Origin of the sequence: Prochlorococcus sp. MIT 1304, from assembly GCF_047305015.1 — a bacterium.
Lineage (GTDB): Bacteria > Cyanobacteriota > Cyanobacteriia > PCC-6307 > Cyanobiaceae > Prochlorococcus_A > Prochlorococcus_A marinus_E.
The window spans coordinates 269,994-289,531 of the sequence record NZ_CP138974.1 but is presented as its reverse complement, the minus strand read 5'-3'; the positions used below and the strand labels follow the sequence as shown (position 1 = coordinate 289,531).

Here is a 19,538-nt window from a genome sequence, read left to right as displayed (position 1 = left end):
ATTTAAAATGGCTCGCGAGAAGTTCGAAAGGAACAAACCACATGTCAACATAGGTACTATTGGCCATGTTGATCATGGAAAAACAACACTAACTGCTGCTATTACAAATGTATTAGCCAAAAAAGGTCAAGCTCAAGCTCAAGACTATGGAGATATTGATGGTGCTCCTGAAGAAAGAGAGCGTGGAATTACCATTAATACAGCTCATGTTGAGTATGAAACTGAAGGCAGACATTATGCTCATGTTGATTGTCCAGGACATGCTGATTATGTTAAAAATATGATCACAGGGGCCGCACAAATGGACGGAGCAATTCTAGTTTGTGCAGCTACAGATGGTCCCATGGCTCAAACAAAAGAGCATATTCTTTTAGCTAAACAAGTTGGAGTTCCTGCTCTTGTAGTTGCTCTCAATAAGTGCGATATGGTCGATGACGAGGAAATTATTGAACTTGTTGAGATGGAAATTAGAGAACTTTTAGATAGCTACGATTTCCCTGGCGATGACATTCCTATAGTTCAAGTTTCTGGTTTAAAAGCTCTTGAAGGAGATTCAACTTGGGAATCAAAGATTGAAGAATTAATGAAAGCAGTCGATGCTAGCATTCCTGAGCCTGAAAGAGAAGTTGACAAACCATTCTTGATGGCAGTAGAAGATGTTTTCTCTATAACTGGTAGAGGAACTGTTGCTACTGGAAGAATTGAGAGAGGTAAAGTTAAAGTTGGAGAAGAAGTAGAAATAGTAGGAATAAGAGACACAAGATTAACAACTGTTACTGGTGTAGAAATGTTCCGAAAACTTCTAGATGAAGGAATGGCTGGTGATAATGTTGGTTTACTTTTACGTGGTGTACAGAAAGAGGATATTGAGAGAGGAATGGTTCTCGTTAAGAAAGGATCTATTACTCCTCATACTCAGTTTGAAGGAGAAGTTTATGTTCTCAAAAAAGAAGAGGGCGGAAGACATACTCCTTTCTTTGCTGGATATAGACCACAGTTCTATATCAGAACAACTGACGTGACTGGTCAAATTACCGCATTTACCTCTGATGATGGCTCTAATGTTGAAATGGTTATGCCAGGAGACAGAATTAAGATGACTGGAGAATTAATTTGTCCAGTAGCTATTGAACAAGGTATGCGATTCGCAATCCGTGAAGGAGGGCGTACTATCGGTGCAGGGGTTGTTTCTAAAATACTCAAATAAGTTACTTGAATTTAAAATTTAACCTCAATCATCTACTATAGATAAATAGATAAGGGTCATTTATTAAAATGGCCCTTCACTAGAAGTTATTTGAAACTATGACTGCATCAATTGCACAACAAAAAATAAGAATAAGACTGAAAGCATTTGACAGAAGAATGCTTGATTTATCTTGTGACAAAATAATCCAAACTGCTGATACTACTTCTGCCTCAGCAATTGGTCCAATTCCTTTACCTACAAAAAGAAAGATTTATTGTGTCCTTAGATCACCACATGTTGACAAAGATTCTAGAGAGCATTTTGAAACAAGAACACATAGAAGAATAATAGATATCTACAGTCCTTCTGCAAAAACTATTGACGCTTTAATGAAACTAGATCTTCCTAGTGGTGTAGATATAGAAGTTAAACTTTAATAAATCCCGAAACCGTCCTAAATTGATTAATATAAACAATAAGAAATGAGGTTTAAATGGGAGAACTCTCAGTAAGGGAATTACCTTTATTTCCTTTGCCAGAGGTAGTTCTTTTTCCTCAAGAAGTATTGCCTTTGCATATCTTTGAATCGAGATATAGGATGATGCTTCAATCTGTTCTTGAAGGTGATTCCATGTTTGGAGTTATCAAGTTTGATCCAACTACTAAAAGTATGGCTAACGTTGGATGTTGCGCGCAAATTATAAAACATCAAACTGCAGAGGATGGGAGAAGTAATATTATCACTCTCGGACAACAAAGATTTCAAGTTTTAGAAATTATGCGTTCGACGCCATTTTATTCCGCGATGGTTAGTTGGATTAGCGATGATAATATTGATGACTTTCAAAAATTAGATTCTCTAAAAGACTCAGTAAAAGAAGCACTTAGTGATGTTATAAATTTAACAAGTAAATTGACTAATACCAAGAAAAATCTACCTGACAAATTACCTGATAACCCAATGGATTTATCATTTTGGATTGGAGCTCATTTGGGCGGACCTGTTGCTGAGGAACAGCAAAAACTTCTTGAAGAAAGAAATACTTTTACCCGTTTGCAAAGAGAATATGAAATGCTTGATCATACAAGAAAACAACTTGCAGCAAGAACAGTATTGAAAGAAAGTTTTCCTGACATAAAAGAAAATTAAATGTTTGAATTATTAATCCCTTTTTTTTTACTAGTTTTATTATTACTATTGCTATCTATAATCTGGAGAATTAAAGCTAGAAAATATATTTCTTCCAGCACAGTGGCTTCTGCATATGATGCCTGGACACAGGATAAATTACTTGAGAGATTGTGGGGAGAACATATACATTTGGGTTATTATCCGTCAGGAAAAAATATTGATTTTAGAAAGGCTAAAATTAAGTTTGTCCATGAATTAGTCAAATGGAGTGGTTTAGATAAATTGCCAAAGGGATCCAGAATTCTTGATGTAGGTTGTGGAATAGGGGGGAGTTCCAGGATTCTTGCGGAATCTTATGGGTTTATTGTCACTGGGATTACAATTAGTCCGGCTCAAGTTAAAAGAGCTAGAGAACTTACTCCTAATGGACTAAATTGCCACTTCCAAGTTATGGATGCTTTAAATTTGAAATTTGAAGAAGGATCATTTGATGCAGTCTGGAGTGTTGAGGCTGGTGCACATATGAATGATAAAACTAGGTTTGCAGATGAAATGCTGAGAATTCTAAGACCTGATGGTTATTTGGCATTGGCTGATTGGAACTCAAGAGACCTTGAGGCATACCCCCCATCATTTTTTGAAAAGTTAGTTCTTAAACAATTACTCGAACAATGGGTACATCCTAATTTTATTAGCATTAATGATTTCGGTAATATTCTCAGATCTAATAAAAATAGTTCAGGAAGAGTTATTGCTGAAAATTGGAATTCCTATACAAATCCTTCATGGTATGACTCCATTATTGAAGGCATTCGAAGGCCTTTCGCAATTTTGTCACTTGGCCCATTTGCCATATTGAAGTCGATTAGAGAGATTCCAACAATACTTCTCATGAACTGGGCATTTAGAAAAGGTTTAATGGAGTTTGGAGTTTATAAATGTAGAGGATAAATTAATTTAGTTCAATATTTTTAGAAAAATAACTTCCAAAATCTACTAAATTATTACAAAGTGGTTCTAGCTTATTTTTCAATTCAAGAAAATTTGCAATGTTATTTTGATTATTTATTTCTAAATCAATATAAATTATATATTCGCCTAGTTCTCTTTTTGAAGGTCTAGATTCAATCTTACTCATATTAAACCCAAAATCTGCAGTATAATTTATTGCTTTAAGCAAAGCACCAGGTTTATTTGATATTAATGAGAAAGCGAAACTAGCAATATTAGCTAAATTTGAATTTGATTCCTTACTTAATAAGACAAATCTAGTGCAATTACCTGGAACATCATTTATAGGAAAGGCTAATTCTTTAAGTCCTTCAATTTGAATTAATGATTTTGAACCGATAGCAGCTCTGAATTTACTTCCCTTAACCATATTGACAGCTTCTGATGTTGAATTTGTTGGAAGAGGTATTGCATTTGGAAGATTTTCAGATAACCATTCTGAGCATTGAGCTAGTGCTTGAGGATGAGATAATACTTCTGAAATATTTGAAAGTTCACCATCACTAATTAATGCATGTTTTATAGGTAAAACAATTGCTTTATTTATAAATATTTCAGGAAATTTCCAAAGGGAATCTAGAGTGGCTGTAACGCCCCCTTCTACGGAATTTTCTATAGGAACTACAGCAGCATCACAAATGTTGTACGCTAACGATTTAATGACCGAATGTAACCCATTACATGGTACAAATATAGGTGTCTGAAAATTGGCAAGCTTTGATAATATATGAGCTGCTTTTTCTGCGTATGTTCCTTTTGGACCTAAATATGCAACTTGTTTGCGCATGATTAATCTTAAAAAAAAAGTGATCAAATAAGCATTGGAGGAATATAGAAAATGCTATTGTCTTTTGATGCTAAACAGAAATTAAAGCTTTCTGTAACACGTAATAAAGATTATCTTTCTAAATATCTTTTGGAAGAAGAAAGAGTTGTTGGAGCAATGCTTGACTCCAAAAAATTAGTACCAGAAGGGGAAGGTAGATATAAGTATACAGTAACAAGTTTTAAGGTTTTTCAATTAGATATTAAACCTGTTGTCTCAATTGCGGTAGAAAATAAAGATGGAATTTTAAAAATGAGTGCCCTTGAAAGTACATTGGATGGCTTAGGTATTATTGATGATTTTAATCTTATTTTAAAAGCGAATTTGGAAGCAACTGATATTGGGTTAGAAGGTGAGGCGCTTTTAGGGGTGTCTGTTAGCCAACCCCCTCTGCTCAAGCTAGTACCAAAGAAAATTTTGGAATCTACTGGTCATTCGGTATTAAATGGGATTCTGTTGGGGATAAAGTCGAGGGTTCAACAGCAACTGGTAAAAGATTTTTTTGATTGGTGTGAATTAAATAAGATTTGATTTCTTTAAAAAACTTTTCCTATGTAGTTTAGTTATTCCATTTTTTTTAATTAATGAAAGATGCTCTCTGGTACCATATCCTTTATTTTTAAATATCAAGTATCCAGAGTACTTTCTTTCTAACCTCACCATTAGATTATCGCGAGAAACTTTTGCAACTATGCTTGCTGAAGCTATCGAGATAAACTTTGAGTCTCCAGATTCTATATTTTTCTGTGTTCCTTTCCATGGTCTCAATAATAAGGGGCCATCAACTAACAATTCAGATGGCTTCTTTTTTAATTTTTTTAAAGCTCTTATCATTGAAAGTTCAGTAGCAACTCTGATACCTAACTTATCTATTTCTCTGGCCGAAGATTGCCCAATTCCATAATCTGAAGAGAGTAATAAAATTTTTGGTAAAAGTAATTTTCTTTTTTTGGGAGTTAATTTTTTACTATCTGTTACTCCTAATTTTTTTAAAGTAAATTTATTTTTTTCAGTCAATTCAACAACTGCTGAAAAAACTGGACCAAAAATTGATCCCCTTCCCACTTCATCTATCCCAACTTCGGATACATTATTCAATACTTGCTGAAGATCTTCTTCTTTTTTTTCTTGCATTTTTTAGATCATCTGTAGCTTCAATTTCGTCCTTTTCTTCTGTAAATATAACTTCATTAATTTTATTTGTTGAGTTGTCTTTCGAATTTGCTTTATCTTCAATAGTAATTTGAATCTTTTCTTCTCCCGATTTTGAGCTTTTTTTAATTTGTTTTGATTTTGTCTTTTTATCTAAGGTTTTTTCCTTTTCCTTATTACTGTCTTTTAAACGCACAAAATTATTGCTAGTTAGATATTCTTTACCTAATTTTATAAGAGGATTAATACCTAATTGACTGAAAACAATTTTTTCTTCATTAGTAAGATCAACTGTTATTGTATTTTTTTCCTTTGAATTTGATTGGTTCAAATTATCATTATCATTTTCTTTTTTATAAGAAGAATTCTCTTTACTTAGGTCTTTGGAGTTAAGTAATTCCTTGTTAATTATTTTTTCCTGCTCATCAGTTGATTGTGATGTATATATATTTTGAGATTTTAGATTGTCTGATTGATTAAATTTATTTTCATCATTTTTAATTTTTAAGTTAGAAATTTCTTGATTTAATATATTTTCTACATGCCCTGTCCCATCGCATGTAGAACATTTTTTACCAAACAATTCATATATATTTTGACCTTGTCTTTTTCTTGTTAACTCTACCAATCCTAATTCTGTAAGTTGAGCTATTTGAGGCCTAGCAGAATCATCTTTTATTGCTGAAGTAAAATGCTCAAGTAACTGAAATTGATCTCTTCTAGATTCCATATCAATAAAATCAACTACAATAACTCCACCAATATTTCTTAACTTCATTTGTCTTGAGATTTCAACTGCTGCTTCGCAATTCGTCCACAAAACGGTTTGTCTTGAGTTGGCCGATCTTGTAAATGATCCAGAGTTTACATCGATTACAGTTAAAGCTTCAGTAGGTTCAATAATTATATAACCCCCCGAGGGAAGATCTACTCTAGGTTGGAGGGCTGTTTGAATTGTTTTCTTAATTTTGTATTCATCTAAAACATGTGGGGATGAATTGTTATCGTGAAATTCAATATTTATATCAGATTCATAATTTTTTAAATAGTCTTTTGCCCTTGCAACTGAAAATTTACTGTCGATAATTATGCTTTTAGTTGATTCTTTAATATGATCTCTCAAAATTTTTAGAGAGAAATCTTCATCTCTTTTTACTAAATTTGGCGGATGAGAAGCTTCAGAAACTTTTAGTATATTTTCCCATTGTTGAATTATTTGTTCTAAATCTTCAATTAGAAGTTCTTCTTTTATCTTTTCAGCCTCTGTTCTAAATAACAAGCCTGTGCTTGGAGGTTTTATTAAAACCCCAAGAGCTTTCAAGCGATTTCGTTCTGTTTCTGTATTTATTTTTCTTGAAATATTTACTCCTTGGCCATATGGCTGTAATATCATGTATTTTCCTGGTATTGAAATACTCCCAGTTAGTCTAGGCCCTTTAGATCCTGTGGGTTCCTTTATTACTTGTACTAGAACTTTTTGTTTTGGTTCTAATAATTCAGTTATTCCAAATGTCCCTTTTTTTAGTCTTAGTGGACCTAAATCTGAAACATGGATGAATCCGTTTTTATCACTTTCACCAATATTTATGAAAGCGGCATCGATTCCAGGGAGAACATTTTCAACTGTTCCTAAAAAAATATCGCCAATTTGATAATGACCTTGTGCGACGATTAATTCATCAACTCGATCATCTGTGAGTAGTGCTGCAATTCGAGCCTGCTCAGCGATGATAATTTGCTGAGACATATAATTGATTCTAAGTGATTTGGATTTTGAAAATCATCTAAATTAAAAAATTAGATTTTTTTCTTTTAATAAAACAATTTTTATAGCTATTGTTTTTTTATCTTTGAAACTAATAAAGTTAAAAGTGATTGAATTCTGCTATTTATTAAGCTTTAAACGATTTTCAAACTAATTGAAATTGAATTCATAGCTACAATTATCCTTTAGATTAATCATAACTAAAATAATATTAACATCTAATCACCACTAAAGCACGTTGATCAATTATTCTAATATTGTTGAAATTTTTTATCTAAAGTGGTTCAAGTAAACGAAAATTATTTAAAACTCAAAGCAGGCTATTTATTTCCTGAAATTGCTAAAAGGGTTAAAGCATATTCTCAATCAAATAAGAGTGCAGATATTATTAAGCTTGGCATTGGAGACGTTACAGAACCATTGCCTAGAGCATGCATAGAGGCTATGGGTAAAGCTTTAGATGAAATGGGAACAACAGATGGTTTCAAAGGTTATGGACCAGAACAAGGTTATTCATGGCTGAGAGAAAAAATATCTGAGCATGATTTTATTTCGAGAGGCTGTCAAATTTCATCTGAAGAAATCTTTGTTTCTGATGGTTCTAAATGCGATAGTAGCAATATTTTAGATATTCTTGGTAAAGATAATTCAATTGCTGTAACTGATCCTGTTTACCCAGTTTATGTAGATAGTAATGTTATGACAGGCAGAACTGGTGATTCTCTTGAAAATGGTACTTATAAAGGATTGACATATCTTGCAATAAACGAGGATAATAACTTTCTGCCAGAACTGCCTGAAAAAAAAGTTGATATTTTATATCTTTGTTTTCCTAATAATCCTACTGGAGCAACGATTAATAAAGCAGACTTGAAAAAGTGGGTTGACTATGCGCTTCAAAACAAATCTCTAATACTTTTTGATGCAGCTTATGAAGCATTTATTCAAGATGATAATATTCCACATTCAATATATGAGATTGAGGGAGCAAAGGATTGTGCTATTGAATTTAGATCTTTTTCAAAAAATGCAGGATTCACTGGAGTCAGATGTGCTTTTACAGTAATACCTAAAAATCTCAAAGGTTTGAGCTCCACAAATGAGGAAATAGACTTATGGCCTCTTTGGAATAGGCGACAGTCGACAAAGTTCAATGGAGTAAGTTATGTGGTCCAGAGAGGAGCAGAGGCTGTTTATTCTCTTGAAGGCAAGAAACAGGTAAAAGGTTTGATTGATTTTTATATGGAAAATGCAAAAATTATGAAAAATAAACTTCAAAATGCAGGATATAAAGTGTATGGAGGAGACAATGCACCTTATATCTGGATTAAAGTTCCTGATCAAATGTCATCTTGGGACTTTTTTGATTTCCTTCTTCAAAAAGTTGGTGTAGTGGGAACTCCTGGGAGCGGATTTGGATTGGCAGGAGAGGGGTATTTTCGTTTGTCAGCATTTAACTCAAGATCAAACGTCCTTGATGCAATGGAAAGAATAATTAATATATAATAATTATTATTATTTAAATTCTAAAGTTTGATGCTATCTATAAAGTTGGAACAAAGTGCAAATAATTCAGCAGTGATTGAAAAGAAACCCGCTGAATTAAAAAATAAATCTCCAAAATATAAGGTTTTACTTCATAATGACCCTGTTAATTCTATGGAGTATGTCACTATTTCACTGCGAGAAGTTGTTCCGCAATTAAGTGAACAAGATGCTATAGCAATAATGCTTGAAGCACACAATACGGGCGTGGGTCTAGTCATTGTTTGTGATTTAGAGCCAGCAGAATTCTACTCAGAATCATTAAAATCTAAGGGAATTTCTAGTTCAATTGAGAAAGAGGATTAAGAACTGTTGTATTTATTATTTAGAGTGAGCTAATTTTCTTTCTGATAAAGGACGGACTTTAAGGGATTCTTTTAAGGAAGACTTTCCATAGTCTCTCTCAAGAATATCGATAACTGTTTTACCAAATTCGTCTTCTGTATTATCAAAAGCTTCTAAGCAAACCTGGCCAAGCTTCTTACCTAGTGAGCCTGGATTCCAAAGAAGTTTTCTAGCTGTCCAGGGCATCATGCTCATTGGATTATAATTTGGCTTCAAAATTTTATGCTCCAAAGCGTACTTCTCAAGAAGAGTGTGAGGTTGCAAACCTATAAAAAATATAGCTGGATCAACTAAGCCTTTACCAAAAATATTTTCTAATTCTCTATGGTAAGCAATTGTTTGTCTTATGGTGCTGGGCGTTTCATCAAAAACATTAAATGAATAATTGACTGAAACATGATTCTTGAAACCTGATTTAACAAGCATTCTGCAATTATTTAATACAGTTTCAAGGTCATAAGCTAATCTCATTTTTCTAACAAGTTCTTGAGATCCCGAGGTGATACCTATTTCAAAATAGCTCATACCTGTATCAACCATAAGCTGAGCAAGCTCAGCATCAATATTATCTGCTCTGATGTATGCGGCCCAATTAATATCGTCCCAGCCTTGGTCCTTAATTGCTTGCAAAAGTGTTTTAGCATCTTCAATATGTTTTTTGGCTGGAATAAACTGTGCATCTGTGAACCAAAATCCCCTTACTCCAAGATCATATAATTGCTTCATTTCACTGATTACTTCCTTAACAGGATTAACGCGAACCTGCTTCCCCTCCACAACTGTGTAAACACAGAAACAACAATTATGAGGACAACCTCTTTTTGTTTGTACCCCTACGTAATATTCGCCACCTTCTATATACCAATCAAATTCAGGCCATTTTGATTTAATGTATTTATAGTCGCAGGCAGTTTTAACAGTGCCTGAGGGTTGTTCATGTATTAATTTGCTCCGAGGTTTTTGTCCGGCAACGTAACATCTTTCTTCTTCTATTGAATCTCCTTTAATTATTTTTTCTATGAGATTTTCTCCCTCTCCAACTGAAATAACAGTTCCTTTTGGGAGGAGATTTCCCAATTGTTCATAGAAGACACTAACAGCCCCGCCTCCTAAGATTACTTTTATATTTTTATTATATTTTTGTGCTCTTTTTAGTCCCATCTTGACTAAAGAAGTATTTCTATATATTTCTCCATAATGCGATGCAATTAATTTTAATCCTCCCCAGGAACCTCTAATTTTTTTAAGTATATTTTTTGAGTAGAAAACTTCAAAAGAGTTTTGTAGGGGATTTCCACTTCTACCATCAACAGGTGCATAAATTTGTATATCTCTCCATGAAAAAATGATTAGATGAGGTCTAAATTGATCAATTTTTCTAGCTAAACATTTGGAAACTTTATTAGATGGAATTATTGCTAGATCAATGAACTGCTGCTCTAAATCTGGAAAACATTTATGAATATGGTCTGCTAAATAAATAGGTCCTATTGGAAATATTGGATTACATGGCAATCTTACAGTTAGTATTTTGCCATAGTGCTTTCTTTGGTAATTTTTTTTATTTAATTTTTCAAACTTCAAATTAAAATTCATGTTATGAAATTTAATGAATTTATTTCTGTTAAGAATCTAACTACTTTATTACTAATTTGGAGAAATTAAAAATCCTAAGAAAATACTTGCGAAGATTTTATTTAATCTAGATATCAGAAATCATATAAATCCAGCATACTTTGAGCAGTTTTAATCCATCTATCCATCTAGATATATTTGGTGCGCCTGATTTTCTAGCGTAATATCTAACAGGATAATTTAGTATTTTAATGTTATTTTTCGCAGCTTCAAATATTATTGTAAAGTCTCCAAATGGGTCAGACTTGGAATCCCAACTTCCGTTTTGTTTCATAAGTTTAAAGAATTTTCTTGAAAAAACTTTTGTTCCACAGAGTGAATCTGATACGGGCTTATTTATTAGAATTGATAGAAAAATTGCGAAAAGTCTATTTCCTATATAATTTGCCCATCTCATCGCATCTTTTTCCATTGGAAAAGTTGTGCGGGCGCAATTAATAAGTATATTTTTATTTTTGGTTGATTCCATAATTGCTGCAATACTGTCATCAATATCTACTGTAAAATCAGAATCAATTATGGCGAGAGTCTCACCTGAAGAAATATTAAACCCTTCCACGACTGCATTTTTCTTCCCTTTAGAAGTTTGTTTTAAAAGAAATATCTTGAAGAAATTTGAGAAATTTTCTTTTAATTCTTTCAAAATGTCATATGTATTATCATTGCTATTACCTTCAACAAATATAATTTCTAACTTATTTGGTATATTTTTGAATTTATTTAAAGCGTTAATTAATAGTTCTTTATTACCAGCTTCATTTCTTGCAGGAATCACTATTGATATTAAATGTTCAGAAATATTTTCACTGTATTTATAAAAAACTATTTCGAGTTCATAGGCGAGTTGTTTTATGATTGGTATTTTGCGAAAAATATTTTTAATAGATTGTGGTATTACTTTAGTGGGAATAGGAGTTAGTTTTTTTGCTTTCCATCTAATTGATCTGTAGTTATAAATTTCTGCTAGAGATTCGATATCGCATAAAGTTATTCTTGCTTTGCTAGTAGTTTCTCTAAAAATTCTTGAATCTAATCTTAGCCATCTAGTGATTGGCTCCCAAGTATTACCACGGACTTTAATAGAAATAAATTCGTTATTGTCTTTAAATAATTGATGAAGTTTATTATTAGTTAAATTCCAAGTATTAACAGATCTCATTATTTAAGATTACAAACGACAACTCATTATATATGCATTATTTACATATATGCATTATTTACTTTTTTAATATTAATTTCCATGGATTTAAATCATCATTTTCGTATATCACTTCATAATAATTATCATTAATGTTTAATGTTTTAAGGTCAGTTGTCCATGCTAATTCAGATTTTTTTAACTGATTAATACTTTCTAATCCCCTGCCTAATTTAGGCGTTGATAAAGAAATTCTTATAATTTTTGATTGCGATTGAGAGTTGTTGATTCCTTTTTTATCAACCATGATCGCTTGATTTTTTACTAAATCAAGAGATGAAACATATTCCATTTTCTCTCTTAGTTCTCTAGATCTATCAGTGAATAAACCTGATTGCAAAATAAGTGAAGTGAATAGGTAAGGCCCGATTATGAGAGTTATTAATATTTCTTTGAACGAATTTTTATGTTTTATTAATCATTTTAATTTGCTTTGTAAGTGCCGATAATTGGAATTGAACCAATGACCTACTGTTTACGAGACAGTTGCTCTACCTCTGAGCTATACCGGCCAAATTAAAGATTGAATTTTTCATATAGACTTAATTTTATTATTGAAAGAATTTATGTCAAAAATAGATCCTGAATTGAAAAAGAAATTATTAAAGGAATCCCAAGCTCCTTTCAAGGGGTTGAGAAGAATATTGTGGGTAGCTTTTAGCGGTTCTGCATTTTTAGGACTTCTCATAATGCTTTCCAGAATTGCAAGCGGAACTGAATTACAGCAAAATAACCTTCTCATACAGTTGGGTGCTTGTATAGTATTTCCTTCTTTATTAATCTTTGACAGAAATAAAGATTAATAAGCTAGATGTTTAATTATTGTGATAAAGTCCTTTTTTTAGTGACAAATTTGAATGCCTCGATTACATCTCCTTCAATCCATGAAGAGAATTTATCGCAGCCAACTCCACATTCAAATCCTGTATTTACTTCTTTTACATCATCTTTAGCTCTTTTTAGAGAGTCTAAATTACCCTCAAATATTACTTTCTCTGATCTAATAACTCTCAGAGAACAATTCCTTTGTAATTTGCCAGTTTGTATATAACAGCCTGCTATAGCTCCTTTACCAACTGAGAAAGTTGCGCGAACTTCAGCTTGTCCTAAAGATTCTTCGACGAGATCGGGTTCAAGTAGCCCCTCCATTGCCAACTGAATATCTTCTAAGAGTTTGTAGATTACTTCATATTCTCTTATATCAACGTCATTAGCATCAGCTGCTCTCTTTGCACCAGAAGCCAATGAGGTGTTAAATCCAATGATTACTGACCCAGATGCAGCAGCTAGATCGATATCTGTCTCAGTTATTTCTCCAGGAGCAGAGAAAAGAACTCTGACTTGAACCTCATTTTTTGGTAATTGTTCTAGTGATCCTAATATCGCTTCAACACTACCTTGAACATCAGCCTTGAGAATTAAGTTTAACTCCTTTAGTTCTCCATCATTTGCTTGAGTTGATAAGGATGATAAGCTGACACGTCTAGAGGCCATTTGCTGAGCTAATTTTGTGGCTCTAGCATCTGTGGCCCTTTCTCCGACAATGGCTCGACCAGCTTTCTCATCAGGATAGACTTCGAATTCATCTCCTGCAGTAGGTACTTCACTGAATCCTAGCGCTTCCACTGGGAATGATGGCCCTGCTTCTTTGATTCTATTACCATGTTCATCAACCATTGCTCTAATTTTTCCAAGGACTGAACCGGCAGCTAAAACATCTCCAGATTTCAAGGTTCCATTTTGTACTAACAAAGTAGCCACAGGTCCTTTTGCTTTGTCTAGGTGGGCTTCAATAACAGTACCTTTTGCAAATCTATCAGGGTTAGCTTGTAGATCTTCTACCTCTGAAACTAATAAGATCATTTCGAGTAATTTATCAATGTTTTGTTTTTTGATAGCACTTACTGGAACCATCACTGTATCGCCTCCCCAATCTTCAGCAATTAAATCTTTTTCTGATAGTTCCTGCTTTACTCTGTCTGGAGAAGCCCCTTCTTTGTCAATTTTATTTATTGCAACAACTATTGGTACTTTTGCAGCTCTTGCATGACTGATAGCCTCTAGCGTTTGAGGCCTGCAACCATCATCTGCAGCAACTACAAGAACAGCTACATCTGTAACCTTTGTACCCCTTGCTCTCATTGCAGTAAAGGCTTCATGACCTGGGGTATCAAGAAAAGTTAATTTTTTCTTTTGAGATTCATGTTCAAATTCAACTTGATAAGCTCCTATGTGTTGAGTGATACCCCCTGCTTCCCCAGAAGCTACTCTTGATTCTCTGATGGAATCTAAAAGACTTGTTTTGCCATGATCTACATGACCCATCACTGTAATAACAGGCGGTCTTCTTATTAGATTATCAATATCATCAGATTCAATCATATCAACTGTTTTCTCAGCAGCTTCTTGGATATCATCTTGTAAAACAGGCACACCAAATTCTTCTGCTACTGTTTCGATAGTTGCTAAGTCAAGTGATTGAGTAACAGTTGCGGTTATGCCTTTGAAGAAAAGAGATTTTATGATTTCAGAACTTTCAAGGCTTAATTTATCTGCTAATTCTTGAACAGTTAAATTATCTTCGGGAACTATTATCATTTCAGGTCTTACTTGTTTGGCCTCTTTGGCAGCCTTTAATTCCATTGCTCTCCTTTTCTGCCTTTGTCTTGTGGTCTCTTTTTTCTTCTTCTTAAATTGTTTGATAGATTTTTGAGATTTAGTTTCTTCAGACTTTTCTTTCTTAGGACGCGCCAGACTTGCCGATAAAATTGAAATTTTCTCACCTGAATATCCACTGGTTTCAGATGTTAATGAATCATCATTTTCACCAATAATATGAACTTTCTGCCTTTGTTTTTGAGGATTTTTACTTCTTAATGCTTCAAGTTTTGCGCTATCATCCCAGTCTGTTTTCCCAGGTTTCTTTGAACTATTTGAAAATGCTCTGTGAGGAGGTTTTTTGGAACTTGGAGTAGCATTTGGACGCATATTAGGCGCCTTAGCCTTCTGATTAGGTCCATTGATATTTTGTTTTGCGTTATTATTTTTATCTTTGTTGTCTTTCTCAGAGTTATTATTTTTTTGAAGTTGTAAAAGTTCGTTAGGTGATACTGGCTTTCTTATCCCAGAGGAATTCTGACCATTAAATTTAGAACCAGGTCTATTATTGGGCATGCCAGGTCTATTGGGATTGCCTTGCCTATTAAATGAGCCATGTCTGCCTTGATCTGAAGGTTTGTTTCTTAAACCAGGCCTATTATTGGGCATGCCAGGTCTATTGGGATTGCCTTGCCTATTAAATGAGCCAGGTCTGCCTTGATCTGAAGGTTTGTTTCTTAAACCAGGCCTATTATTGGGCATGCCAGGTCTGTTGGGAGAACCAATTCTGTTTGAGCCAGTTTGTTTAAAAGCAATGTTTTGCTTATTATTTTGCTTATTAGGATTTATTTTTGGATCTTCTCTTCTTATTGGAGCTCCTACGAGCTCAGGGGTTTTTATTTTACTATCATAATTTTTAGTTTTAGGTTTGTTCGTGTTTTGATCAGGTTTGTTTGATAGTCTTCTGTTATCCCCTGCACTTGAGATGTTCTGGGAAGATTCATTAGATTTAACATTATTATTTATATTTTTAGGCTTTGCAATTAATTGAATAGGTGGTTTTGCCGGGCTTTTGATAGGCGGGGTTATATTATTTTCGAAAGTTTTTTTATCTTGGTTTAAATTCTGTGAAGTTTTACTATTTATATTTGTATTTGTAAGATTTGCTCGAGATTGTGAAGTGTTAACAATATTAGGTTTATTAGAATTTTGAAGTTGATTTGAAATTATTTTTACACTCTCAGGCTTGTTTAGTGGTTTTATCAATAAGGGTTTTTTGTTTGAATTATCTTTTAGAGGTGTCTCTTTTTTAGAAGAAATAGAAGGAGATTTGTTTTGTTTGAAATTATCTTTTTTAATTGAAGGTTTATTAATGGAAAGTATTTTTTTATCTGAATTCTTTTTATTAATAAGATTTTTAATTTTTTTTGCCTCTTCTGCACTAATAGAACTGCTATGGCTTTTTACAGAAATTGAAAGTTTTTGCGCGGCATCCAGTATATCTTTATTTTCCAAATTTAAGTCTCTGGAAAGTTCGTAAATTCTGATTTTATCGCTGATAGTCATTTAATCTGATTTGTACTCTTTTGAAATAGAAGAGGATTTAATTTAATTATATTCCCTTAATGGGGATAGTTATTGTAGCTTGTAATTTCTTTTTCAAAAATTTCAACAAATTCAGGTTCCAAAAATGTTTTTAAAGCTTTTTGAAGCTTTTTTTTAATCTTTGAATCTGAGTAGCATTTTTTTGACTTGCAAATGTAAGCTGATCTCCCCATTCCCTTTTGAAGAATGATGCCTTGCTTATGATCTTTAGTAATCTTTAAAAGATCTTTCCTGTCATATGTCTTTCTACATGAAATGCACATACGCAAAACAGGATTTTGTTGTATCACCGTTTTTTCTCCTCTTTGGCAGATATGTCAGTATCTTGAAGAGTCTCTAATGGATCATTATCTGTTAATTCTTCTCCTTCGTATTGTTCCTCTCCATATTCTTCTTCATCTTCGGGAAGGGGATAAAGCTCTCTTAATCTTGCATCTTCCGCAGCACGCTCAGCTTGTTCTGCTTCTAATCTAAGCTCAGCTTCACGCTGGAGTTTCTCTTCATCTTCTCTTTGGATAATTAATTCAGAGACTGCAGCATCTTCTGCTTCCTGATCGTATTCATGTGAGTTTTTAACATCAATCTTCCAACCAGTTAATCTTGCCGCAAGTCTTACATTTTGTCCTTCTCTACCAATTGCGAGACTTAATTGATCAGGAGGAACTAGTACATGCGCGTGTTGACCTTCAGGGTCAACAAGTCTCACGAGATCGACTTTAGCCGGACTTAAGGAGTTCAAAATATACTGTATTGGGTCAGATGACCATTTAATAACATCAATTTTTTCTCCTCTTAATTCATTAACTACTTGTTGGATTCTTGCTCCTCTCGCTCCAATACAAGCACCTACAGGGTCGACCTCATTTTCGACGCTATCAACAGCTACTTTTGTTCTTGGCCCAACAGCTCTTGAAGGAGGATTCGCTTCTCTTGAAACAGCAACTATTTTTACTGTACCTTCCTGAATTTCCGGTACTTCATTTTCAAATAAATAAACTACTAAACCAGCGTTAGCTCTACTCACAAAAAGTTGTGGACCTTTTCTAGCAATTTCGCTAACTTCTTTTAAAAATACTTTGAAAGTTGCATTTGCTCTATAGTTATCATTTGGTAATTGATCTCTCTTGGGAAGTTCTGCTTCAACCTCGGGTCTGCCGATTCCCGAACTAACTCCCATAATCACTGATTGTCTTTCAAATCTGATAACTCTTGCAGTTAAAACAGGATCCTCCAAATCTGCAAATTCTTCTTGGATCATTTTTCGTTGTTGATCCCTTAATTTTTGTGCTAAAACTTGCTTTGTTGTTGAAGCAGCCATTCGCCCAAAATCCTCTTTTTCAGGAGTGACATCTAATACAACTGTGTCACCTATTTGCGCATCATCAGCAACTTGTTTAACTTCTATTAGAGATATTTGATGATCTTCGCTCTCTACTTCTTCAACAATTATTTTACTAGATAATATCCTGTAACCCTCTTCATCTAGATCTAGTCCAACATCAAAATTACTGAAGTACTCTTCATCAAATGGATCTTCGTTAACTCCAATGTAAAAAGTTCTTCTATATTTTTCATATCCCTTTAACAAAGCTTCGCGCAAGGCTGCTTCAACGATATTAGGAGGTAATTTTTTTTCCTCACTAATGTCTTCAATAAGATTGTTTAAACCTGGGAGAATAACTAATGCCATCTATGATGGGAAAATTGAATAATGGTTGAAAAATAATCAATCTTTTAAGGTACAAAGACTAATTTTTAATACTTCATCAAAAGGGATTTTCTTTATCCTACCTTTAATGTTAATGGCTAAATAATCATTAGACTTTTCATAAAGTAAACCATTCAGGAATTTTATTTTTGAATTCTTTTGGTTTAACTCAACATTAACTGGAAAACCCTTAAAAGTTTTGAAGTCTCTTTCTGAGGTTAATTCATCACTGACCCCTTGACTACTAATTTCTAACACATATGAACAATTTAAAAGATTTGATTTTTCTATTTCGTCAGATGCTGGGGTATTAAATAGCGCGCAATCATCTAAGGAAACGTCATTTCCATTTGTTTTTTTTATGATTATTTCAATAACAATTGGATTTTGATTAGTTTGTATATTTAAACTGTAAATTTCTAAATCCTGTTTATTAGCAACATTTTCTAATAGCTTTTCTAGTTTACTTTTGTTTTCTTTATTCAAATTTATTTATAAATTTATTTAAAGTTATTTTCACACATAAATAGGTTTTTTCTATAGAAGAATTTGAAAATTTGTATTTTATGGATGTAAACAAAAAAACAACAATAATTAGTTTCTTCAATTAGATTATTTAAAAGAATTCCAGAAACTATTAATTAAATGAAATTTATCAAGATTAAATTTATTAATTTAATCCAAATTTTCATTATTTTTTGTTTTTGTTTAGTCAATTTCTCTCAAAAAGCTGAAGTTTTAGCTTTAACATCTTCAGAAAGTCATAATTTCGTATCATCCGCAGTTAAAAATATTGGCCCTGCAGTTGTAAAAATTGACACTGAGCGCTTGGTAGAGAGGCAACAATTTGATCCTACTTTACTTGACCCATTATTAAGGGATTTACTTGGTGAGCAAGGCATTACTCCTGAAAGGGAGAGAGGACAAGGCTCTGGGGTTATCATTAATGAAAATGGTTTGGTTCTTACAAACGCTCATGTCGTAGAAAGAGTCGATAATGTTTCAGTTACTTTGGCAGATGGATCTATTTGTGATGGTGAAGTTTTGGGGACGGATACAGTAACTGATCTTGCTTTAGTAAAAATTGATGAAGATGCTTATTCTGGTTTTGCTCCACTTGGAAATTCTGAAGATCTTGAAGTTGGGGATTGGGCAATAGCTCTTGGTACTCCTTATGGTCTTGAAAAAACAGTTACCTTAGGGATTGTAAGCAGCCTGCATAGAGATATTAATAGTTTAGGATTTTCAGATAAAAGGTTGGATCTTATTCAGACTGATGCGGCAATAAATCCAGGAAATTCTGGGGGACCACTCATAAATTCCAATGGCGAGGTAATTGGAATCAATACATTAGTAAGAAGTGGCCCTGGAGCAGGTCTAGGTTTTGCGATTCCCATCAATCTGGCTAAAAGTGTTTCTGATCAGCTACTCAAAAATGGGGAAGTGATTCATCCATATTTAGGGGTACAATTAATTTCTTTAAATCCTAGAATTGCTAAAGAACATAATCGAGATCCCAATTCTTTAGTTCAATTACCCGAAAGAAACGGAGCTCTAATTCAATCAGTAATACCTAATAGCCCCGCTGAAAAAGCTGGTTTAAGAAGAGGAGATTTAGTAATAGCAGCCGAAAATATCTCTATAAATGAGCCTAAGACTTTATTAGATGAAGTAGAAAAAGCTCAGATAGGAAAAGTATTTCTTTTAAATATTTTGAGAGATAATAAAGAGATACAGATAAATATCAAACCAGAACCTCTCCCAGGTTTGACATAAAGCTCCCATTGAAATTTAATAATCTATAACCAATTAGAGAAAAAGATTTTGGA

The 19,538-nt window shown here is 33.3% G+C and carries 19 protein-coding genes and 1 tRNA gene; 9 read left to right on the top strand and 11 right to left on the bottom strand.

The genetic code is table 11. From position 1 onward, the window contains the following. The first annotated feature begins 7 nt into the window (after positions 1 to 7). The 4 genes from tuf to SIB45_RS01645 all read left to right on the top strand — a co-directional run bounded on the left by tuf (position 8) and on the right by SIB45_RS01645 (position 3,272). Positions 8 to 1,207: an elongation factor Tu gene (gene tuf, locus SIB45_RS01660; RefSeq protein ID WP_002806605.1), complete on the top strand. Its 1,200-nt coding sequence runs from the start codon at positions 8 to 10 to the stop codon at positions 1,205 to 1,207. 98 nt (positions 1,208 to 1,305) lie between these two features. Next, positions 1,306 to 1,626 (top strand): 30S ribosomal protein S10, encoded by a 321-nt coding sequence (rpsJ, locus tag SIB45_RS01655; protein WP_002807536.1) that lies wholly within the window; start codon positions 1,306 to 1,308, stop codon positions 1,624 to 1,626. A 56-nt stretch (positions 1,627 to 1,682) separates the two neighbouring features. Next, positions 1,683 to 2,339, top strand: coding sequence for an LON peptidase substrate-binding domain-containing protein (locus tag SIB45_RS01650; RefSeq protein ID WP_011863617.1), 657 nt, complete (start codon positions 1,683 to 1,685; stop codon positions 2,337 to 2,339). Then, positions 2,340 to 3,272: a methyltransferase domain-containing protein gene (locus SIB45_RS01645; RefSeq protein WP_413682138.1), complete on the top strand. Its 933-nt coding sequence runs from the start codon at positions 2,340 to 2,342 to the stop codon at positions 3,270 to 3,272. 1 nt (position 3,273) lies between these two features. Here the strand turns inward: SIB45_RS01645 and pheA are convergent, their stop codons facing one another. Next, positions 3,274 to 4,119: a prephenate dehydratase gene (gene pheA, locus SIB45_RS01640; RefSeq protein ID WP_413682137.1), complete on the bottom strand. Its 846-nt coding sequence runs from the start codon at positions 4,117 to 4,119 to the stop codon at positions 3,274 to 3,276. Between the two features lie 51 nt (positions 4,120 to 4,170). Between pheA and SIB45_RS01635 the strand changes: the two genes are divergently transcribed. Next, positions 4,171 to 4,689, top strand: coding sequence for a DUF1997 domain-containing protein (locus tag SIB45_RS01635; RefSeq protein ID WP_011863614.1), 519 nt, complete (start codon positions 4,171 to 4,173; stop codon positions 4,687 to 4,689). Here SIB45_RS01635 and SIB45_RS01630 read toward each other — a convergent pair. Continuing rightward, a complete protein-coding gene (locus SIB45_RS01630) occupies positions 4,675 to 5,292 on the bottom strand; it encodes a ribonuclease HII (RefSeq protein WP_011863613.1) in 618 nt (205 codons plus the stop codon). The genes SIB45_RS01635 and SIB45_RS01630 overlap by 15 nt on opposite strands. Continuing rightward, positions 5,249 to 7,057 carry an Rne/Rng family ribonuclease gene (locus SIB45_RS01625; RefSeq protein ID WP_011863612.1) on the bottom strand — a complete coding sequence of 603 codons (1,809 nt, stop codon included), beginning with the start codon at positions 7,055 to 7,057 and terminating at the stop codon, positions 5,249 to 5,251. The genes SIB45_RS01630 and SIB45_RS01625 overlap by 44 nt, the downstream gene beginning before the upstream one ends. A 297-nt stretch (positions 7,058 to 7,354) precedes the next feature. Between SIB45_RS01625 and SIB45_RS01620 the strand changes: the two genes are divergently transcribed. Next, positions 7,355 to 8,581 carry an LL-diaminopimelate aminotransferase gene (locus SIB45_RS01620; RefSeq protein WP_011863611.1) on the top strand — a complete coding sequence of 409 codons (1,227 nt, stop codon included), beginning with the start codon at positions 7,355 to 7,357 and terminating at the stop codon, positions 8,579 to 8,581. 30 nt (positions 8,582 to 8,611) lie between these two features. Then, positions 8,612 to 8,926 carry an ATP-dependent Clp protease adapter ClpS gene (gene clpS, locus SIB45_RS01615; RefSeq protein WP_041484725.1) on the top strand — a complete coding sequence of 105 codons (315 nt, stop codon included), beginning with the start codon at positions 8,612 to 8,614 and terminating at the stop codon, positions 8,924 to 8,926. A gap of 15 nt (positions 8,927 to 8,941) precedes the next feature. Here the strand turns inward: clpS and SIB45_RS01610 are convergent, their stop codons facing one another. The 4 genes from SIB45_RS01610 to SIB45_RS01595 form a co-directional block, all read right to left on the bottom strand. Then, a complete protein-coding gene (locus tag SIB45_RS01610; RefSeq protein ID WP_011863609.1) occupies positions 8,942 to 10,561 on the bottom strand; it encodes a photosystem II high light acclimation radical SAM protein in 1,620 nt (539 codons plus the stop codon). Between the two features lie 106 nt (positions 10,562 to 10,667). After that, on the bottom strand, positions 10,668 to 11,759 hold the full coding sequence (locus SIB45_RS01605; protein ID WP_011863608.1) for a glycosyltransferase family 2 protein: 1,092 nt from the start codon (positions 11,757 to 11,759) through the stop codon (positions 10,668 to 10,670). Between the two features lie 58 nt (positions 11,760 to 11,817). After that, positions 11,818 to 12,138 carry a hypothetical protein gene (locus SIB45_RS01600; protein WP_011863607.1) on the bottom strand — a complete coding sequence of 107 codons (321 nt, stop codon included), beginning with the start codon at positions 12,136 to 12,138 and terminating at the stop codon, positions 11,818 to 11,820. A 100-nt stretch (positions 12,139 to 12,238) separates the two neighbouring features. Next, positions 12,239 to 12,310 (bottom strand) — tRNA-Thr (locus SIB45_RS01595). Positions 12,311 to 12,364: 54 nt separating this feature from the next. On the opposite strand from SIB45_RS01595, the gene SIB45_RS01590 reads away from it, so the two are divergent. Then, entirely contained in the window at positions 12,365 to 12,601 is a 237-nt protein-coding gene (locus SIB45_RS01590) for a DUF3493 domain-containing protein (RefSeq protein WP_011863606.1), read from the top strand. A gap of 16 nt (positions 12,602 to 12,617) precedes the next feature. Here SIB45_RS01590 and infB read toward each other — a convergent pair whose 3' ends face one another. Genes infB through rimP form a run of 4 tightly spaced genes read right to left on the bottom strand, consistent with a single transcriptional unit; the run spans position 12,618 to position 18,195 of the window. Then, on the bottom strand, positions 12,618 to 15,962 hold the full coding sequence (infB, locus tag SIB45_RS01585) for a translation initiation factor IF-2 (RefSeq protein ID WP_011863605.1): 3,345 nt from the start codon (positions 15,960 to 15,962) through the stop codon (positions 12,618 to 12,620). Positions 15,963 to 16,018: 56 nt separating this feature from the next. Then, on the bottom strand, positions 16,019 to 16,291 hold the full coding sequence (locus SIB45_RS01580; RefSeq protein ID WP_011863604.1) for a YlxR family protein: 273 nt from the start codon (positions 16,289 to 16,291) through the stop codon (positions 16,019 to 16,021). Further along, the gene (gene nusA, locus SIB45_RS01575) at positions 16,288 to 17,691 is read right to left on the bottom strand and encodes a transcription termination factor NusA (protein WP_011863603.1); all 1,404 of its coding nucleotides are present in this window, start codon (positions 17,689 to 17,691) and stop codon (positions 16,288 to 16,290) included. Before nusA ends, SIB45_RS01580 begins: the two co-directional genes overlap by 4 nt. Before the next feature lie 36 nt (positions 17,692 to 17,727). Beyond that, positions 17,728 to 18,195, bottom strand: a complete 468-nt coding sequence (gene rimP / locus SIB45_RS01570; RefSeq protein WP_011863602.1) for a ribosome maturation factor RimP — start codon at positions 18,193 to 18,195, stop codon at positions 17,728 to 17,730. Positions 18,196 to 18,354: 159 nt separating this feature from the next. Here rimP and SIB45_RS01565 point away from each other — a divergent pair, with 159 nt between their 5' ends. Further along, on the top strand, positions 18,355 to 19,485 hold the full coding sequence (locus SIB45_RS01565; protein ID WP_011863601.1) for a trypsin-like peptidase domain-containing protein: 1,131 nt from the start codon (positions 18,355 to 18,357) through the stop codon (positions 19,483 to 19,485). The last annotated feature ends 53 nt before the right edge of the window (positions 19,486 to 19,538 follow it).